This is a genomic window from Brumimicrobium glaciale, from assembly GCF_004152935.1.
Taxonomy (GTDB): Bacteria; Bacteroidota; Bacteroidia; order Flavobacteriales_D; family Crocinitomicaceae; genus Brumimicrobium; species Brumimicrobium glaciale.
The window spans coordinates 89,427-106,720 of record NZ_SETE01000003.1; the positions used below are offsets into that span (position 1 = coordinate 89,427).

Sequence of the window (17,294 nt, forward strand, 5' to 3'; positions counted from 1 at the left end):
ACGCGGTAAATAATTACGAATTATCAATTACGAATTTTGGTTGACTTTGAAGAATGAAAATTTTTTGTTGACTCGGAGGTAATTAATTACGAATTTTACAAATTATCAATTCAAATTCTTCGCCATAAAACATATCCCGCTCCACTAATAGCGTAGCACAAAACATCCCATGGATCATAAACGTAGATTGGACTTTTTTGAGGGAGAATGTATTCAAAAAATATGGAGAACATTATAACGCTCAATAACACTAGCGGAATAGGTAATTCTAAATTGGGTTTATTCTTAATTTTTCTGATGCTCCACAATGCAAAAGTGTTAACTAAAAAGATACTGAGTAAATCAGCGAGGTAATTGGAAACCAAAACAGGAAAAACTAAATCTGTTTGTTTTAAGCCATAATAGACTGCGTAGATAATGGCCAATACTATAAAAAGTGGATGTGTAATTGTTTTCATTACCCAACTGCTGCTGACGCTATATACATGATAATCATCACGATTCCTGCGTACACAAAATATATCCCCATTAATATATAGTAGATTACTTTTAAGAATGGATTTTTCGATGTTCTTAAATACTCCATCGCTTTTTTCAGCTTCGAAGGTGGTTTCGGTGGATTAAGTTTTTCGTATTCCTTCTGTTTAATTTCGTCTTTTATTTCCTGACTAATAATATATCCGCAATGTTCACAAATTTTTGTGTCGTTTGACCATTCTCTGCATTGCATACAAAGAGCTTTTTTCTTACTCATTATTTAACAGCTTAAAACAATTCCTAAATAATTATCCTTTTGACTCTTGTGGAGGAGTTGGCGCATAAACAATCTCACGTTTAGGAATCGCAATCTTAATTCCATTAGCATCGAGCGCCTTTTTCACATTTGCTAGTTGATCCCAATAAATTGGCCAATATTCTTCTGTATCTGACCATGCTCGACCAGTGAATCTCAAACAATATTCCTCAATTCCATCAAGAAAAGTATCTGGAGCAGGCTCTTTTAAAGCTGCTGGATTAGCGCTCATTGACTCGTGGATAATCGCGATAACTTTATCAATATCTTCGTCCAAGCCCACACGAATTGTTAAGTCAACTCTTCTGGTCAGATTTATAGTTCTGTTGTCAACATTACTATTGGCAACATTTCCGTTGGGCATCGTAATCATTCTTCCGTCATACGTTTTTAAACGGGTGTAAAGAATATCGATTTTTTGGACGAAACCTAAAGTATTATTGACCTCTATTAAATCGCCAACTCGAAATGGTTTAAAAGCTAAAATTAAAACTCCACCAGCAAAATTGGCTAAACTTCCTTGCAACGCTAAACCAACTGCAATGGCTGCACCACCAAACATAGCAATGAATGATGTGGCCTCAATTCCAATTATAATTCCAATAGTTGCGAAAAGAACTCCATATAAAACGAAAGTGGCTAAACTTTCAATAAACGAACGCAAAGAAAGTTCAGTATTGGCTCTCCTCATGAATCTTTTGAGGAGCTTTTTGAGTATACGAATTAGGAAAACCCCTACAACCAATGCTACAATAGCTTCAATCACAACTGGCCCAATCTTCCATAAAAAAGCGACAAGTTTATCTAATACTCCTACATAAAATTCTTCGTTCATCTATTTGATTACTTCTTTTTAAATGCATTTATAGCGTTAATCGTAAAATCAGAAAGAACAAGTTCTCCGCTCATTGCAGCACGATCTTGTAATAATGTATCCCAATTCTCTGTTCCTTCCCAGAAGATTCCTTTTAATAACCTCATTGCCTCTGGATTAGAAGTCGCCAATTTATTTGCTAAAGTTTCAACTGCTGCATCCATTTCCTCAACAGTATCAAAAAGTTCTGCATACAATCCTTTTTCTCTTGCCCAATCTGCTGTTTGCCATTCCGTAGCATTTGTTGCCAACTGACTCATTGCAGAAACGCCAACTTTTCTAGCGACTGCTGGCCCAACCACAAATGGTCCGATTCCAATAGCTAATTCAGATAATTTCACTGCTGAAAACTTTGTAGCATAACAATAATCAACAGCTGAAGCAAGTCCTACTCCACCTCCAACAGTTTTTCCTTGCACTCTTCCGATGATTAATTTAGGACATTTACGGCAAGCGTTAATTACATTAGCAAATCCCATAAAGAATTTCTTTCCCGTTTCTAAATCCTTGATAGAAATCAACTCATCAAAACTAGCACCAGCACAGAATGCACGATCACCTTCAGATTTCAATACGATTACTTTGGCTTCGTCTTTTTGACCTAACTCCGTAATTGTATCTGCTAATTTCTTCAATACGCGACCTGGTAAAGAATTACTTAACGGATGATTAAATATCACGGTTGCAATTCCTTTGTCATTAATTGAATACTTAACATCTCCTTGATTTATCGCGTCTGTTGTGCTCATTTTTGTCTTTTTTTGTTTGGATTCCAAAAATAGAGAATTGTCTTTACAATAGATAATTAATAATTGATAATTGTCAATTAACAGGGGGATTTGGTGAAAATAGGGCGTTTTTTGGTTGATAAATGATTGATTGGTTATTATTTTATCGGTTTTCAATCAAAATGCCTTTCTCTTTAATGTTTTGAAGTGAAGTGGTTTCTAGTAAAGCTTACATTTAAATTGATGAAATAAAAAAATCTATACGTAATTGTAGCTTGCAACGGGGTAGGAAAAACTACTGCTTCTTATGCAATGCTAAAATGGAACGCGGACCTTTGTCACGTATTTTAATCGGATTGACGCTGATCTTCGACCGCAGAATTACACGGGTTTTTTCATCTTTGGTGAAGTAGATTTGAACGGATTTTGAAACCCGAAAATTATAAAGAAAAATAGGCTCAGTTCTAATTATCGTCACATTTTGGGATGAAATTCTTTAGACCAAAAAATAAACTTAATTTCTTCAATTTTTACTTTGCTCATTTGGATAAACTGTATTTTAATAAACACAGGCTTTAACACCAAGAACCCCCAATGACTGTCATCCTTTAATTACTATAAATCTATGATTTTAGTAATTGAAGGGTCTTGTTGGAGAGCGAGGCTAAAACCTAAATAAATCTTCATTCAAACTAAAAAGCACATCCTTTCAGACATGCTTTTTAGTATAAAATTCATTAATCAAAACTAATTACCCACTGCACATTTCGCAATCATCTGGATCATCCAAAGAACAATTTACTTGCGCTTCTAATTCTAAAGCCGTTAACGGCTTGTTGGTTTCTGTTATATTTTCAGTGATGCTTTTGTCTACTGTAAATTTAATTGCATCGGCCGCTGCTTTGGTTCTGAGATAATACATTCCCGTTTTCAAACCTTTTTTCCAACCATAGAAATGCATTGAAGTCAGTTTACCAAAATTGGCGTTTTCCATGAAAATATTCAACGATTGTGACTGACAAATATATGCTCCACGGTCTGCTGCTAATTCAATAATTGCTTTTTGAGAAAGTTCCCAAGCCGTTTTGTATAAATCTTTTAAATGCTGAGGAATTTCTGGAATCGCTTGAATTGAGCCATTTGATGACATTAATTTCTGACGTATTGTGCTGTCCCAAAGTCCTTCTTTTACTAAATCTTTCAGTAAATGTTTGTTGACAATAATGAATTCTCCTGAAAGCACTCTTCTTGTGTAAACATTTGAAGTATAAGGTTCAAAACACTCGTTATTTCCTAAAATTTGAGCAGTTGAAGCAGTTGGCATTGGAGCAACTAACAATGAATTTCGTACTCCGTGTTTAATTACTTCTTCTCTCAATACATCCCATTCCCAGCGGTCTGTTGGTTTCACGTTCCACATATCGAATTGGAAAATACCTTTAGAAATTGGTGAACCCTTCCATGTTTCATAAGGTCCTTCCGCTTTTGCCAAATCTTTTGAAGCCGTCATTGCAGCGTAATAAATCGTTTCAAAGATTTCCTTGTTCAGTTGTTTAGCCTCCGGAGAATCAAAAGGCATTCTCAATAAGATAAATGCATCTGCCAATCCTTGCACTCCCAATCCAATTGGACGGTGGCGCATATTTGAATTTCTCGCTTCTTCAACAGGATAATAATTCCCATCGATAATGCGGTTCAAGTTAATTGTTGCTTGATAAGTAACTTCGAATAAAGCGTTGTGGTCAAAGCCGTCTTCTGTTACATATTTCGGCAAAGCCAGAGAAGCTAAATTACAAACTGCCACCTCATCTGGAGCAGTATATTCGATGATTTCAGTGCATAAGTTAGAGGACTTTATCGTTCCTAAATTCTGCTGATTTGATTTCTTATTCGCTGCATCTTTGTACAACATATAAGGCGTTCCAGTCTCAATTTGAGATTCTAAAACTTTAAACCATAAATCTTGTGCTTTGATTGTTTTCCGACCTTTTCCTTCGCTTTCGTATTTTGTATAAAGCGCTTCAAATTCATCTCCATAAGTATCAGAAAGTCCAGGACATTCGTTTGGACACATTAAAGTCCATTCGCCATTTTCTTCGACACGTTTCATAAATAAATCGGGGATCCATAAAGCATAGAATAAATCTCGTGCTCTGTTTTCTTCTTTTCCATGGTTCTTTTTCATGTCTAAGAAATCAAAAACATCTGCATGCCATGGCTCAAGATACATTGCGAAAGAACCTTTTCTTTTTCCTCCACCTTGATCAACATAACGAGCGGTATCGTTGAAAACACGCAACATTGGAATTAATCCATTGGACTGCCCGTTTGTTCCTCGGATATACGAACCTTTTGCGCGAATATCGTGAATCGCTAATCCAATTCCACCAGCTGATTGTGAAATTTGAGCACAATTTTTTAACGTATCGTAAATTCCCGAAATGCTGTCTTCTTTTATGGTCAATAAAAAACAAGAAGACATTTGTGGTTTTGGTGTTCCAGCATTAAACAAAGTTGGCGTAGCGTGTGTGAACCAACCTTCTGACATATAATTGTAAGTTTTTATTACAGAATCAATGTCATTTTTATGAATCCCTACACAAACTCTCATCAGCATGTGCTGCGGACGCTCAACGATATTTCCATTCAATTTCAATAAATAAGAGCGTTCTAAAGTCTTAAAACCAAAATAATCGTAGTTGAAATCACGGTCATAGATTATTGAAGAATCTAATCTATCACTATTTTCCATGATAATTTCATAAACGTCCTCAGCCAGTAATGGAGCATCTAAATTCGTTTTTGGATCAACGTATTTGAATAAATCTTCCATCGTTTCAGAGAAAGATTTCTTGGTATTCTTATGCAAATTAGAAACTGAAATTCGAGAAGCCAACAACGCATAATCAGGATGTTCTATCGTTTTTGAAGCTGCAGTTTCAGCAGCTAAGTTATCTAGCACAACTGTTGTCACACCATCATAAATCCCTTCAATCACTTTCATGGCAACCGTGTCAGGAGAAACCAAAGGATCTAGTCCATAAGCCATTTTAGAAATACGTGCTGTTATTTTATCAAATTTCACTGGCTCTCTCCTGCCGTCTCTTTTTATTACTTCCATTTATGTTTAATTCTTTTAGGTTTTTATTATTTAAACTCACAAATTAAAAATCCTCGTTAGTTGAGAATGCCTGCTGATCATTTCCACCCATCACATTAGCTTTCTGATATTCTGCTACACGTTTTTCAAAGAAATTTGTTTTTCCTTGAATTGAAATCATGTCCATAAAGTCAAACGGATTTTTTGCATTGAATACCTTCTCACATCTCAATTCAACCAATAAACGATCGGCAACGAACTCGATATATTGAGACATTAATTCAGAATTCATTCCGATTAATCTTACTGGAAGCGCTTCAAGAATGAATTCTTTTTCAATTGCTACGGCGTCCATTATTATATCTTGTACTTGCGTTTTTGGCAATTGATTCACTAAGTGATCATTGTACAATAAACAAGCGAAATCGCAATGCAGACCTTCATCTCTAGAAATTAACTCATTAGAAAAAGTTAGACCTGGCATCAAACCACGTTTTTTCAACCAGAAAATTGAACAAAAAGATCCAGAAAAGAAAATTCCTTCTACGGCAGCAAAAGCAATTAAACGCTCGGCATACGTTCCTTCATCTATCCATCGCAATGCCCAATCTGCTTTTTTCTTCACACATTCCATTGTGTCCAAGGCATTGAATAATCCTGCTTTTTCCTTATCATCTTTGATGTAAGTATCAATCAACAAAGAATACGTTTCAGAGTGAATGTTCTCCATTGCTATTTGAAATCCGTAGAAGAATTTCGCTTCTGTATACTGAACTTCTGCAAGGAAATTCTCAGCTAAGTTTTCATTTACAATTCCGTCAGAAGCTGCGAAAAATGCCAAGACATGCTTGATGAAAAAACGCTCGTCATCGTTTAATTTTGTATCCCAATCGATAAGGTCTGGAGCTAAATCAATTTCTTCCGCTGTCCAGAAACTTGCTTCTTCTTTTTTGTAAAACGCCCAAATATCATCGTGCTTTATTGGAAATAGAACAAATCGGTCTTTGTTTTCCTCTAAAATCGGTTCTGGTAATGCCATAATTCTATATTGTTTTTTTTGAATAGTTGTCTGCTCAAAGAATGTTAAATAGCTTTCTCATTCTTCTACAAAAATTGACATTTAATTTCGCTAAAACAACCTAAAGAAATACACATAAAAAAAATTTAGATGTGTATAATTTATCAACTCCTTGACTATCGCATCGAATGACGTTTATGAACAGCAAAACAAAAGATATGCACAAAAATAATTCTTGATTTATCGATTTTTTATCTTACTTTATGGAACGATGCACACTATTTATATGTAGATCAAAATCGATAAAAACCCATTATTGCTCAGTATTTTAGAGTAATCGGGGAATATAAAGAGCGTGTTTAAACGGTTTATAAATGAAAAACAAACTACTTAAATTCACAAATCAATATCTCGAAGGAGTGATGGCGTTAATCTTCCCTCATTTTTGCGTTGTTTGTGGACATGAGTTGAACCAAAAGCGAGAACATTTTTGCTTTCTGTGTGAAGAGGATTTACACTTTACTTATTTCGAAAAATACCCAGATTATACTGTTGCTGACCAAGTATTTTGGGGGCGTTTAAAAATTGAAAATGTTTATGCTTTACTTTATTATGAAGAAAAAACTTCAACAAGAAAAATCCTTCACCATATAAAATATAATGAAGGAAAAGAGTTAGCACATTTTATGGGAATAATGATGGCTAAAAAGTTAAAATCCAATCCTAAATATGCAGATATTGAAGTCTTGATTCCTGTGCCAATACATTCTAAAAAGAAATTTTCTCGTGGCTATAATCAAAGTTTATTAATTGCTCAAGGTGTTAGTGAAGAACTTGGTATTCCAATTTTAGATGTTCTGTATCGAAAAACACACGACAAATCTCAAACCCGAAAAAGCAAAGATGAAAGATACAAAAACGTAAAGGGAAAATTTGCACTAAAAAAGGGAGCCTTGATTGGAATAAAACATGTGATGATTATCGACGATGTTTTAACTACTGGGTCTACTTTGGAATTTGCTTCACGTGCAATTTATGAAGGTTGCGGAGATGTGAAGGTGAGTTTGGGAACGGTGGCTGTGGCGCATTGATTGATTTTTCCGTTTGATAATGTTCGTATCATGGTACAGCCTTGCGCTGCATTGGAACACGGAACTTGTCCCGTATTTCAATCATGACCCAGATTTCCGACCGCAGATTATCGTAGATTTTTTTTTAATTCGTAATTGGCAATTATTTAAGAACCTCTTGACATCAGTCTTTTAGATAACTCTTCTTTTTTATCTTTATCAATTGCATCACATAATTGGATATATTGATACACAATGTCAACATTATTTAAACACATTTTCATTAATCTTCCAGTAGCTAAAGAAGTGATTCCATCCTTCTCTATATTTGAAATAGTGTTTTTACTAAATACTAAAAGTAGATGCGGGGATTCTATATTGTTTTCTAAAACTAATAATCTCATTAGGTGCAGCGGCTCCTTTTGCAATATAAAAAACATTCTTTAACGCTCTCATATTACGTTTAATTTGACTTTTAGTATAATATTTAACCTTCTTTTCCCTATTGATTATCCCAGTATCTTCATCTACTTCATAATCCAAATAGTAAACCTCAGGATATTCAAGTTTCATTCCTTTATAAAATTTCACAACAGAACCAGTTATCTCATTAGTCGACTCGTTTTCTCTTGTTAATATTTTATTCGTTTTCATGATCATCAACAACTTGATGATTATTCAATAATTATGGATGCAGATATCCAGATTATCGGAGTACCTGTTTGGTTAAGTGAAAAATCTTCTGAAGTTCAAAAGTTAATTTAAAGACTCTATGCAATGATTAGAAAACAAGAGACAATATTAAAACAAAAACATTTTATCAAAATAAATCACAATAATTTTCAAATAACTAAACGATTGGTTAGTTTTGTAAAGATTTAAGTAGAGATGGCAAGACAAAAAAAATATAGTGAAGAGGAGGTTGTTGAGAAAGCAATGAATCTTTTTTGGAAAAACGGATTTGAATCTACTTCAATGCAGATGCTCGAAAAAGAGATGGGCATCAACAAATTCTCAATTTATTCAAGTTTTGGAAGTAAGAATGGTTTGTTTATAGAATGTTTAAATTCCTACAAAATCGAACTCAATCGATTAATGGACAAGTTAAGGGCTACCGAAAATGGTGCTGCAGACATTAAGCAATATTTTTACGACTTTCTTGAGTTTTCAAAAGGTTCTGATTTAGGAAAAGGTTGTTTAGTGACCAATACTTCAAATGAAATTGACATTTATACTGATGAAAAAATAACAGAAGTATTGATTAATTCCACCAATGATGTTAAGCAACTATTTGCTTCCTCATTGCGTAAAGAATTGGAGAAAGACGAGCTAATTATAGAGCAACAAGCAGATTATTTACTTTTAGCAATGTTTGGATTGTCATCAGCAAGCAGGTTGTTTACCAAAACTCAATTGCATAATTATATAGAAAACACATTTAAAAATATTTAATATTTTTTTACCCTTAAACTAAACGAACGTTTAGTTATTTTAATATATAAAACGATAAAAATTATGAGCATATCAGAAAGAAGAGAAGAATTTAAGATTCACAGTATTGAATCAGCACCAGAAGAAAGCAAAGTTTTATTAGAGCAATCTAAGAAAGCCAATGGTTATGTACCTAATCTTCATGGCGTTCTTGCTGAATCTCCAGGATTATTAAAAACATATTTAAATACGCATGAGTTATTTGCTAATTCTTCATTTAATGCAGAAGAAATTACGGTGGTTTGGCAAACAATTAACGCAGAACACGAATGTCATTATTGCGTTCCTGCACATACTGCAATTGCAAATTTCATGAAGGTGGACGAGGCTATTACGGAAGCTTTGCGTAACAGAACTGAAATGCCAACAGAAAAATTACAAGTATTACATAATATGACATTGTCATTGACAAGAAATCGTGGAAATGTAAATCAAGAAGAATTGGACACTTTTTACGGAGCAGGCTATAACCAAAGGAATTTGTTTGATATAATTCTTGGTTTATCACAAAAAGTAATAAGTAATTACACCAATCATATTGCAGAAACACCTTTAGATAAAGGTTTTGAAAAGTATGAATGGAAAAAATAATTCTAAAATTTAAAAAAATGATCAAAGTATCTGTAATGTATCCAAACGGAAAAGATGTGAAGTTTGATAAAGAATATTACCAAAACATCCATTTACCAATGGTATTAAAAACAGTTGGTGATGCAATAAAAGAATTAGAACTCGATTTTGGAATTGTAGGAAGAGTTGCTGGAGAACCGGCTCCTTATGTTGCAATCGCACATATGAAATTTGAAGATATTGCGTCTTTCAATTCTTCATTTGCTCCGCATGCTGAACTATTAGCTGCTGATTTAAAAAACTACAGCAATATAAAAGGAGAGCTTCAAATTAGTGAACTTAAAACATTTTAAAACATGAATGAGAAATTAAAAATAGACATCGTTTCTGATGTTGTTTGCCCTTGGTGTACCATTGGATACAAGCGCTTAGAAAAAGCCATTTCAGAACTAGGAATTGAAGACAAAGTTGAAATAGAATGGCATCCATTCCAACTTAACCCAAATATGCCTGTAGAAGGTCAAAACGTTAAGGAACATATCACTGAGAAATACGGTGCTACTTTAGAACAACAAAAGGGATCGGAGAAAAACATGATCGATGTTGGTGAAGAGCTTGGTTTTAAATTCGATTATTTTGATGACATGAAAATGGTAAATACCTTCGAAGCTCATATCCTTTTAGATTACGCGAAAAAATTCGGAAAACAAACCGAACTTAAAATGCGTTTAACAACCGCCTTTTTTAGCGAAAGAAAAGATGTTTCCGACAGAATGATTTTGAAACAAGCTTTACTTGATGTTGGTTTAAATGCTGAAGAAGCGCTAGCTAATCTAGATAATGAAAAGGTTCGTCAGCAGATAGCAGAAGAAGAAACGCATTGGAAAAATTTAGGGATAAATTCTGTTCCAACTATTGTTTTCAATATGAAAAGTGCTGTTACCGGCGCTCAACCTGTTGATGTATTTAAAAAGGTATTGACAGATTTAATTTCAGCTTAAAAAACACAAACTTATTAAAAGTACGGCCTTAAATCATAATAATTCAAGACCGTACTTTTAAACTTAAAAAAAGATAAAATGAATACTAAAATTAAATTATTGACTGGCGCTCTAAGTGTTTTAATAATGTCATGTAACACCGGCGAAGAAAAAAATCAGCAATCAACTTCTATAAAAGAAAACACTTCAAAAGAAGAAGCAAAGACGTTCCAAAACAAAGGACATGAATTGGTCTACAACATGGTTCAGAAAGTGGGTAATTACAGCAAATTATATAATAAAAAAGATGTTGTTTATACCTATTCTTACACTACGCCTGATGGTAAAACAGACATTACAACCGAGAAATATCTTTTTAATGGTGAGCTTTCCTACGGAGAATATAAAAAACATGAAAGAACTTTACCCGACTTAGAAGGGTCGATCGAGCAAGGATATGACGGGAATGAGTATTGGATAAAACATGATGAAAAAGTATTAACTGACGAAAAGTTGTTGGACAAAGTGAAATTTAATAGACCCACAAACTTTTACTGGTTCACAATGATGCAAAAATTATTGGATAACGGACTTCATTATGAGTATTTAGGCGAAAAAACAATAAGCGAAAATGACTATGATATCGTAAAAGTTACTTTCGATTTAAATGGAAAAGAGAATACAGATATTTATCAATTATACATTAACAAAGAGACATTATTGGTCGATCAATTCCTATTTACTGTTGTTGATTATGGTGTAATAGATGAGCCATTCTTAATGGTAATGGAGTATGAAGAAATTGATGGATTATTGATACCAACACAACGTAAATATAAGAAATCAACTTGGGATGCAGGAGTAACAGAAGGCCCTTGGATTAATGTAACATGGAGTGATATTCAATTTGGAAATGGTTTGACGATTGAAGATTTCAAAAAATAAAAATCAGCTTTTAAATAACATCTTTCGATTGACAATCCACCACAATAGGAATTTCATAATTCGTAATAGATTATGAACCCATTCCATTCTATAATGTACCATGATAAAACAAAAACATTTTATCATGAAAAAATACATTTTAGTTTCCTTTTTATTCTTTGGTTTATTTGCACAATCTCAGACCAAAATCATTGCACATAAAAGTCACAGCGGGTCGGTGAAGAACTTTTCAAAAGCTTACAAAAACAATTTGTTTGATATCAATCGTTCGAATTTTGGCGGCCCATTTATTCGACCTCTAATATATCTTGATACAGTTATTGCAGTGAATGATTCTACAACGATTTTAAAAACTAGGCATGCAAACTTCTGCAGTATAGATGGAACAATTGATCAAAGAAATGATTCTTCTAATTATACATACAGATCAGAAACAGTTTATAATCATCCATTATTTAAGCAGAAGAATTCTATTAAAAGTATAAAATCAGATAATGAAAGTCAATATTATTATGATTATTCAAATCCTGTAAAAGATGTCGTATTCATAGGCTTTAAAGAGAAATAACTCATGATGAAAAGATTGAGTTCTTCAATATATTCCATTCTGCTTTTAATTGGCTTTCTTGGCGTGATATTCATTCCTTTTTCTTTCAGAAATTTGAATTTACAAGAGGAAATAACGCGATTTATTTTTGAAGATTCACTCTTATTTTTGGCTTCACTTTTTGAGGGGATTTCCATTACGAATCCAGCAATTTCTTCTGACTCAACATCAATGTATTTATTGGTGTTGATTTTACTTTTTATTGCAATTATATTTTCACTCCTACTTCCCCTCTTTAGTTTCTGGAAAAAACATAAGAATAAAATCCTCACCATTATTCAACTGATTTTGGTCTATTACTTAGCGTTAATCATGCTAAAATATGGTTTCGACAAGGTCTTTAAAGCGCAATTCTATCTTCCAGAACCTAATTTACTTTTCACTCCTCTGGGAAAATTGGATAAAGATATATTGTATTGGAGCACGATGGGAAGTTCCTATTCTTACAATATTTTTATGGGATTGATGGAAGTAATTCCTGCTTTGCTGTTGCTCTTTAAGAGAATGAGAATCCTTGGTTTATTCATTCTTTCTGGAGTATTAATTAATGTAGTTTTTGTCAACTTTAGTTTTGATATTTCAGTCAAACTTTTCTCATCTTTTCTGTTGTTCATTAACCTGTTGTTGCTTGCTCCATCAATTAAAAAGATAATTCAGTTTTTTGTTTTGAATAAGTCAACCTCTCTTCCTTATCTCACAGGACAAAAGCTCATCGCATCTAAAACCATCCGATTTTCAATAAAAACCATTGCAATAACATTCATTTTCCTAGAAACGCTTCTACCGTATATTCAATCTGGAAATTTCAATGATGATACTGTGCCGAGAAATCCATTGCATGGTGCTTATGAAATTTCACAAACTGAATCAGAAGGATTGCCAGAAAACTTCAACATCAAACGATTCTTTATTCACCGACAGAATTATTTTATCTTTCAATACGAAGATGATTCCATGGAAGACTTTGCTTTGGAAATCAAACAAAATGAATTGATTTTAACTGATTATGAAGGAGAAATAATAAGATTGGAATATAAATATTCTGAGGATTCAAAAAGTCTAGAAATTAAATCTGATGTTTTTGGATGGACTATTTATGCGAAGGAACTTAATTGGCGAGAATTGCCTTTGATGCAACCGCTTTTTCATTGGAATGTAGATGGAATAAATGAAAAATTATAATCCGATAGAGATCGGATGAAGAATGAAAAATGTTGCGTGAGTGAGATCGTTGGAAATGAGTTTAAATAAATAGAAATAATGAAGAAATATTTGATGATTATAATTTTCACAATGGCTTTGAGTGTAACATTTGCTCAAATTGACAGCGTTGGAGTAAAATTTCAAGATTATCTAACAAAAGTTAATGAAAAAGATTCACTTGCTTTTGAGAGAATAAAAAAGGAGTTGGAGCTTCCAATAGCTCAAAGTTCGCTTGAACTAATAGAATTTGCAAATTCAATTGACCCGAATGCAAAATGGAATTTGGTAGGTCGTAAAATTGAAAGATGGGAATCCTTATCACCTTATGAATTGAAGGAGTTTTTATTGGAAGTTGATAGCAGCAAACTAAGCAAACCAATCAAAGAGGGAGAACCAGGCAATGAGAGAACTGATATATATGCTCCGATCTCAGTAGAAAATAATTCTTTCAATTCAGAATTCCTATTTGATGCGTTTAAGATCAAAGAAAAAAATGATTTTCGGGATGAAATTATAACAGCTATTCTTATACCATTATCATCCTATTCATGGACACCTTTTTACTACCAAGATTTACTTATTCTAAAAAAGCAACATGAATATATTGGTCAATTAACAAACCATTATAAAACAGTTTTTTATTATTTTAGAAAGTTGGAATAAATGAAAAATTCGGGCTTTATTCGAACCAAAACTCCATCAATCATGAACACTAAAATAATAATATTTATCCTTTCAGCTCTCCTTTTTTCCTGTAATAGGAAGGAGGAAGTAGCGCAATCAGAATCCATTTCGGAGGATATTGATACTATAAAACCAATAACGCAAAAATTCTTTACAGATGTAATTCCAACACATTTTACGGATGGTGCAAAGATTGAAGCATTTGGGGAATAAAATAGACCTTGACACAAATCTTGTGCTAAAAGAGGTTATTGATCCTTTTGGGAAAACCTATATACTTCGCCGAATTGACTCTATAGTTAAAATTGATTCTGTCGGGAAATCTAATGCGTTTTTTAGGAATGATTATTTAGTTAAATGTTTATAAGGCAGCAACCTACTGACTCTTCAAACATCCATAACCAAAATAAAAGTATCCATAGGAGGTTCGGGCGGAATGGATTCCTACAATTTCTATATAGATAAACTGATATATTTAAGTAATGAATGCAGAGGTTCTATGTCCACTGCGATGTGTAACTCGGGTTATTTTAGTTTCAACTCCTATTTTTATCAAGATAAAATAATTGACCAAATACTTGAAACGAGCGCTGGTTTTTCATCTACTAGATGTCCGTGTGGTTTTGAGTATAGTTTTAGTGAGAAGATAATGAACAGCAAAAATCCAGAATATGAGATAGATAGAATAAAAGCACTAGTAAAGAATTTATCAAATGATAAAAGTATACGAGTTCGAGTGATAGAATAACTCGAATGTTTGAAACCAGCATATATCAAATTGGATTCTAAATTATCACAGCTACTTAAATTTCAACCAAGTTGGAAATCACAACCATTTGGAGAATTAACAAAAAAAATATAACTTTATTGAAACATTAGAAACCAAACATATAAAACTACATCATGAGAAATATTCTGATTTTTACATTTATTGTGGCTATTTCAGCATTATTCTCATGTGAAAAGAACAATTATTCACCTGTAATTGAAACTATTGAACCCTTGCCCTATTTTCCTGCATTTCCTGGTTCCTATTGGATTTATGACAGTGGTGACACAATGAAGGTTGATAGTTATGTGGAATATGAATATAATACTGCTGATTACAATTCTAAACCTAACTACAAAACTTATAAATTCCCGAGATTAATTCTTAGTGGAATATATAACGACTATGTTCTTGGGGATGATATTTTCACCTATGTTAATGAATATTCTATTTTAAAATCAAGTGCTTCTGGTAATTTAAATCCTCCTTTTAAAGAACTCCTCTCATTAACTGAGGGTTCAGAATTTACAATTGGAGCAGCGTATAAAAACAGTAAAGAAACCGGAAAAACCATAAAAGTCGATACTACAATAACGATAGGGACTACCCAGTATAATGATGTAATTGTAACCATTCAGTTTAACGAAGAATGCATTTATGAGACTGGAGGAACTCCTGAAAGTTGCGCAACAATAAGAGAATATTACGCGAAAAATGTTGGATTAATAAAAAGAGAAAGGAAAGATTTCGGATCTAACACTGTTTTTGTTGATGATATTAACTTGGTAGAATACTATATAGCACCTTAAACCTTCATTGAGAATTGAGAATTACAAAGATGAACAGTTTAAATTTGAAGTGTTAAAGATGATCAATTGATAATTAGCTGAGCTGAGGGCTAAAGCCGTTCGTAATTCCTAGTTCGTAATTCCAACCGCTTTCAACATCATATTATGCAAAAATGTATTCTTGATAAAAGGAGTTAATAATTCACTTCCAGGACCAAAGGCAGCACATTCTACAAAGTCAGCGGAATGACTCATGTCTCCAAAGCCTACATTGGTATATTTTTTTTGAATTTGAGCGTATTTCTCGTAGGGCATTTTGTTGTAATCTTGAAGTTCCTTTTCGTTTAAACCTTCTACATAATCAAGAATTATTTTAGATTCTTCTTTCGAAATCGCAAAACCTTGAGCGTATTCTATCATTTCTGTCAAATTGTTTGAAGTCAAATTTGAATGAAGATTTTGCATTACATAAGTATTACTTTTTTTCATCGTTTGGAATCGTGCGAAATTCTCATCGGCTTTTCTTCCTTTGAATAAACCTGGATTTGCATTTCCGTGATCTGTTGTTACGATAATTAAAGTGTTTTTATCCTCAATTGCAAAATCTAAGGCTACTTTTAACGCTTCGTCAAAAGCGATTTGATCGTAAATTAATCCTGGAGCATCGTTCGCATGAGCCGCCCAATCCACTTTTCCACCTTCTACTTGTAAAACAAATCCTTCTTTATGATTTTTCATTTTAGCTATGGCAACAGCAGTCATTTCGGATAAAGTTGGAACTGTATTCTGTAATTCAGCATCACTATTTTGATCGATAGTGTAAGGCAAAGGATCATCAGCAAAAACTCCTAAAATCGGAGAATCAGAATTTAAAACAACATTCATTTGTGATTTTGACTTTACTACATCATAACCAGAAGCAGTAAATTTGCCATAAACATCTTTCTTATCTTCTCTTTTATCAGCAGAGAAATATTGATCTCCACCTCCCATCATGACATCAAATTTCAAATCCAAATATTGTTCAGCGATTTCTGGTTGGTTTCTTCTGCTTTTATTTACAACACAAAATGAAGCGGGCGTTGCATGTGTGATTGGAACTGTGGTAACACAACCCACTTTCTTTCCTTCGTTTTTAAACTTTTGTAGAATTGGCGTGTGCTTTTCTCCATTTGCTCCCATATTCAAAGAACCATTCGGAACACGCACTCCGCCTCCCCAAGCTGAACCTCCAGCAGCAGAATCTGTCACCAAAGAATCTGATGAAGCAGTGTCCATCATCCCTCTTTTGAAACGTCCATTTTTGTAATTCTCAACCCAAGTTGTGTGCTTTCCTGTGGTCGTCATCAAATGCATATCCGCCATTGTCAACGTTCCAATACTCATTCCGTCAGAGACTAAAAAGATAATGTTCTTGGCTTGTTTATCAAGATCTGTAAGAAGTAAAGAAGTATTGTCATCAGCAGCGAACAACATTGGAGATAATGCTAATCCAGCAGCTGTAAGTGAAGAATTTCGGAAGAAGTCGCGACGTTTCATGTTTTGGTTTGTTTTGGGTAAAGATAAAAAATTACGCAGAGATTCCCAGAGGGGCGAAGATTCGCAGAGAAAAAAAGAATTACGCAAAGATACGCGGAGGTGCAGAGTCCAGTACGACTGTCGTTACGAAAAAAG

General features: G+C 33.5%; 19 protein-coding genes. 11 read left to right on the forward strand and 8 right to left on the reverse strand.

Features of this window, described 5'->3' with window-relative positions; genetic code table 11:
- Positions 1-110: 110 nt before the first annotated feature.
- From ERX46_RS07630 to ERX46_RS07655, 6 genes are all read right to left on the reverse strand, one after another.
- On the reverse strand, positions 111-458 hold the full coding sequence (locus ERX46_RS07630; RefSeq protein WP_130093268.1) for a hypothetical protein: 348 nt from the start codon (positions 456-458) through the stop codon (positions 111-113).
- Positions 458-754 (reverse strand): hypothetical protein, encoded by a 297-nt coding sequence (locus ERX46_RS07635; protein WP_130093269.1) that lies wholly within the window; start codon positions 752-754, stop codon positions 458-460. The genes ERX46_RS07630 and ERX46_RS07635 overlap by 1 nt, the downstream gene beginning before the upstream one ends.
- Before the next feature lie 31 nt (positions 755-785).
- Positions 786-1,628: a mechanosensitive ion channel family protein gene (locus tag ERX46_RS07640; RefSeq protein ID WP_130093270.1), complete on the reverse strand. Its 843-nt coding sequence runs from the start codon at positions 1,626-1,628 to the stop codon at positions 786-788.
- A gap of 8 nt (positions 1,629-1,636) precedes the next feature.
- The gene (locus tag ERX46_RS07645; protein ID WP_130093271.1) at positions 1,637-2,416 is read right to left on the reverse strand and encodes an enoyl-CoA hydratase/isomerase family protein; all 780 of its coding nucleotides are present in this window, start codon (positions 2,414-2,416) and stop codon (positions 1,637-1,639) included.
- 730 nt (positions 2,417-3,146) lie between these two features.
- Positions 3,147-5,516: a ribonucleoside-diphosphate reductase subunit alpha gene (locus tag ERX46_RS07650; protein WP_130093272.1), complete on the reverse strand. Its 2,370-nt coding sequence runs from the start codon at positions 5,514-5,516 to the stop codon at positions 3,147-3,149.
- A gap of 43 nt (positions 5,517-5,559) precedes the next feature.
- Positions 5,560-6,534 carry a ribonucleotide-diphosphate reductase subunit beta gene (locus ERX46_RS07655; RefSeq protein WP_130093273.1) on the reverse strand — a complete coding sequence of 325 codons (975 nt, stop codon included), beginning with the start codon at positions 6,532-6,534 and terminating at the stop codon, positions 5,560-5,562.
- 353 nt (positions 6,535-6,887) lie between these two features.
- Here ERX46_RS07655 and ERX46_RS07660 point away from each other — a divergent pair, with 353 nt between their 5' ends.
- Positions 6,888-7,604, forward strand: a complete 717-nt coding sequence (locus ERX46_RS07660; protein WP_130093274.1) for a ComF family protein — start codon at positions 6,888-6,890, stop codon at positions 7,602-7,604.
- Between the two features lie 324 nt (positions 7,605-7,928).
- Here the strand turns inward: ERX46_RS07660 and ERX46_RS17670 are convergent, their stop codons facing one another.
- On the reverse strand, positions 7,929-8,237 hold the full coding sequence (locus ERX46_RS17670; protein WP_242494553.1) for a hypothetical protein: 309 nt from the start codon (positions 8,235-8,237) through the stop codon (positions 7,929-7,931).
- Between the two features lie 234 nt (positions 8,238-8,471).
- Here ERX46_RS17670 and ERX46_RS07675 point away from each other — a divergent pair, with 234 nt between their 5' ends.
- The 10 genes from ERX46_RS07675 to ERX46_RS07720 all read left to right on the forward strand — a co-directional run bounded on the left by ERX46_RS07675 (position 8,472) and on the right by ERX46_RS07720 (position 15,641).
- Positions 8,472-9,035: a TetR/AcrR family transcriptional regulator gene (locus tag ERX46_RS07675; RefSeq protein WP_130093275.1), complete on the forward strand. Its 564-nt coding sequence runs from the start codon at positions 8,472-8,474 to the stop codon at positions 9,033-9,035.
- Between the two features lie 63 nt (positions 9,036-9,098).
- Complete coding sequence (locus ERX46_RS07680) at positions 9,099-9,665, forward strand: carboxymuconolactone decarboxylase family protein (protein ID WP_130093276.1); 567 nt, start codon at positions 9,099-9,101, stop codon at positions 9,663-9,665.
- Between the two features lie 17 nt (positions 9,666-9,682).
- Entirely contained in the window at positions 9,683-9,997 is a 315-nt protein-coding gene (locus tag ERX46_RS07685) for an EthD family reductase (RefSeq protein WP_130093277.1), read from the forward strand.
- A 3-nt stretch (positions 9,998-10,000) separates the two neighbouring features.
- Complete coding sequence (locus ERX46_RS07690) at positions 10,001-10,645, forward strand: DsbA family oxidoreductase (RefSeq protein WP_130093278.1); 645 nt, start codon at positions 10,001-10,003, stop codon at positions 10,643-10,645.
- A gap of 78 nt (positions 10,646-10,723) precedes the next feature.
- Complete coding sequence (locus ERX46_RS07695; protein ID WP_130093279.1) at positions 10,724-11,569, forward strand: DUF6503 family protein; 846 nt, start codon at positions 10,724-10,726, stop codon at positions 11,567-11,569.
- 124 nt (positions 11,570-11,693) lie between these two features.
- Complete coding sequence (locus ERX46_RS07700) at positions 11,694-12,137, forward strand: hypothetical protein (RefSeq protein ID WP_130093280.1); 444 nt, start codon at positions 11,694-11,696, stop codon at positions 12,135-12,137.
- A gap of 3 nt (positions 12,138-12,140) precedes the next feature.
- The gene (locus ERX46_RS07705; protein WP_130093281.1) at positions 12,141-13,358 is read left to right on the forward strand and encodes an ABC transporter ATP-binding protein; all 1,218 of its coding nucleotides are present in this window, start codon (positions 12,141-12,143) and stop codon (positions 13,356-13,358) included.
- 78 nt (positions 13,359-13,436) lie between these two features.
- On the forward strand, positions 13,437-14,042 hold the full coding sequence (locus tag ERX46_RS07710) for a hypothetical protein (RefSeq protein WP_130093282.1): 606 nt from the start codon (positions 13,437-13,439) through the stop codon (positions 14,040-14,042).
- Between the two features lie 42 nt (positions 14,043-14,084).
- Positions 14,085-14,276 (forward strand): hypothetical protein, encoded by a 192-nt coding sequence (locus ERX46_RS07715; RefSeq protein ID WP_130093283.1) that lies wholly within the window; start codon positions 14,085-14,087, stop codon positions 14,274-14,276.
- A gap of 690 nt (positions 14,277-14,966) precedes the next feature.
- On the forward strand, positions 14,967-15,641 hold the full coding sequence (locus ERX46_RS07720; RefSeq protein ID WP_130093284.1) for a hypothetical protein: 675 nt from the start codon (positions 14,967-14,969) through the stop codon (positions 15,639-15,641).
- 108 nt (positions 15,642-15,749) lie between these two features.
- On the opposite strand, the gene ERX46_RS07725 is transcribed toward ERX46_RS07720, so the two are convergent.
- A complete protein-coding gene (locus tag ERX46_RS07725) occupies positions 15,750-17,159 on the reverse strand; it encodes an alkaline phosphatase (protein WP_130093285.1) in 1,410 nt (469 codons plus the stop codon).
- Positions 17,160-17,294 lie beyond the last annotated feature (135 nt).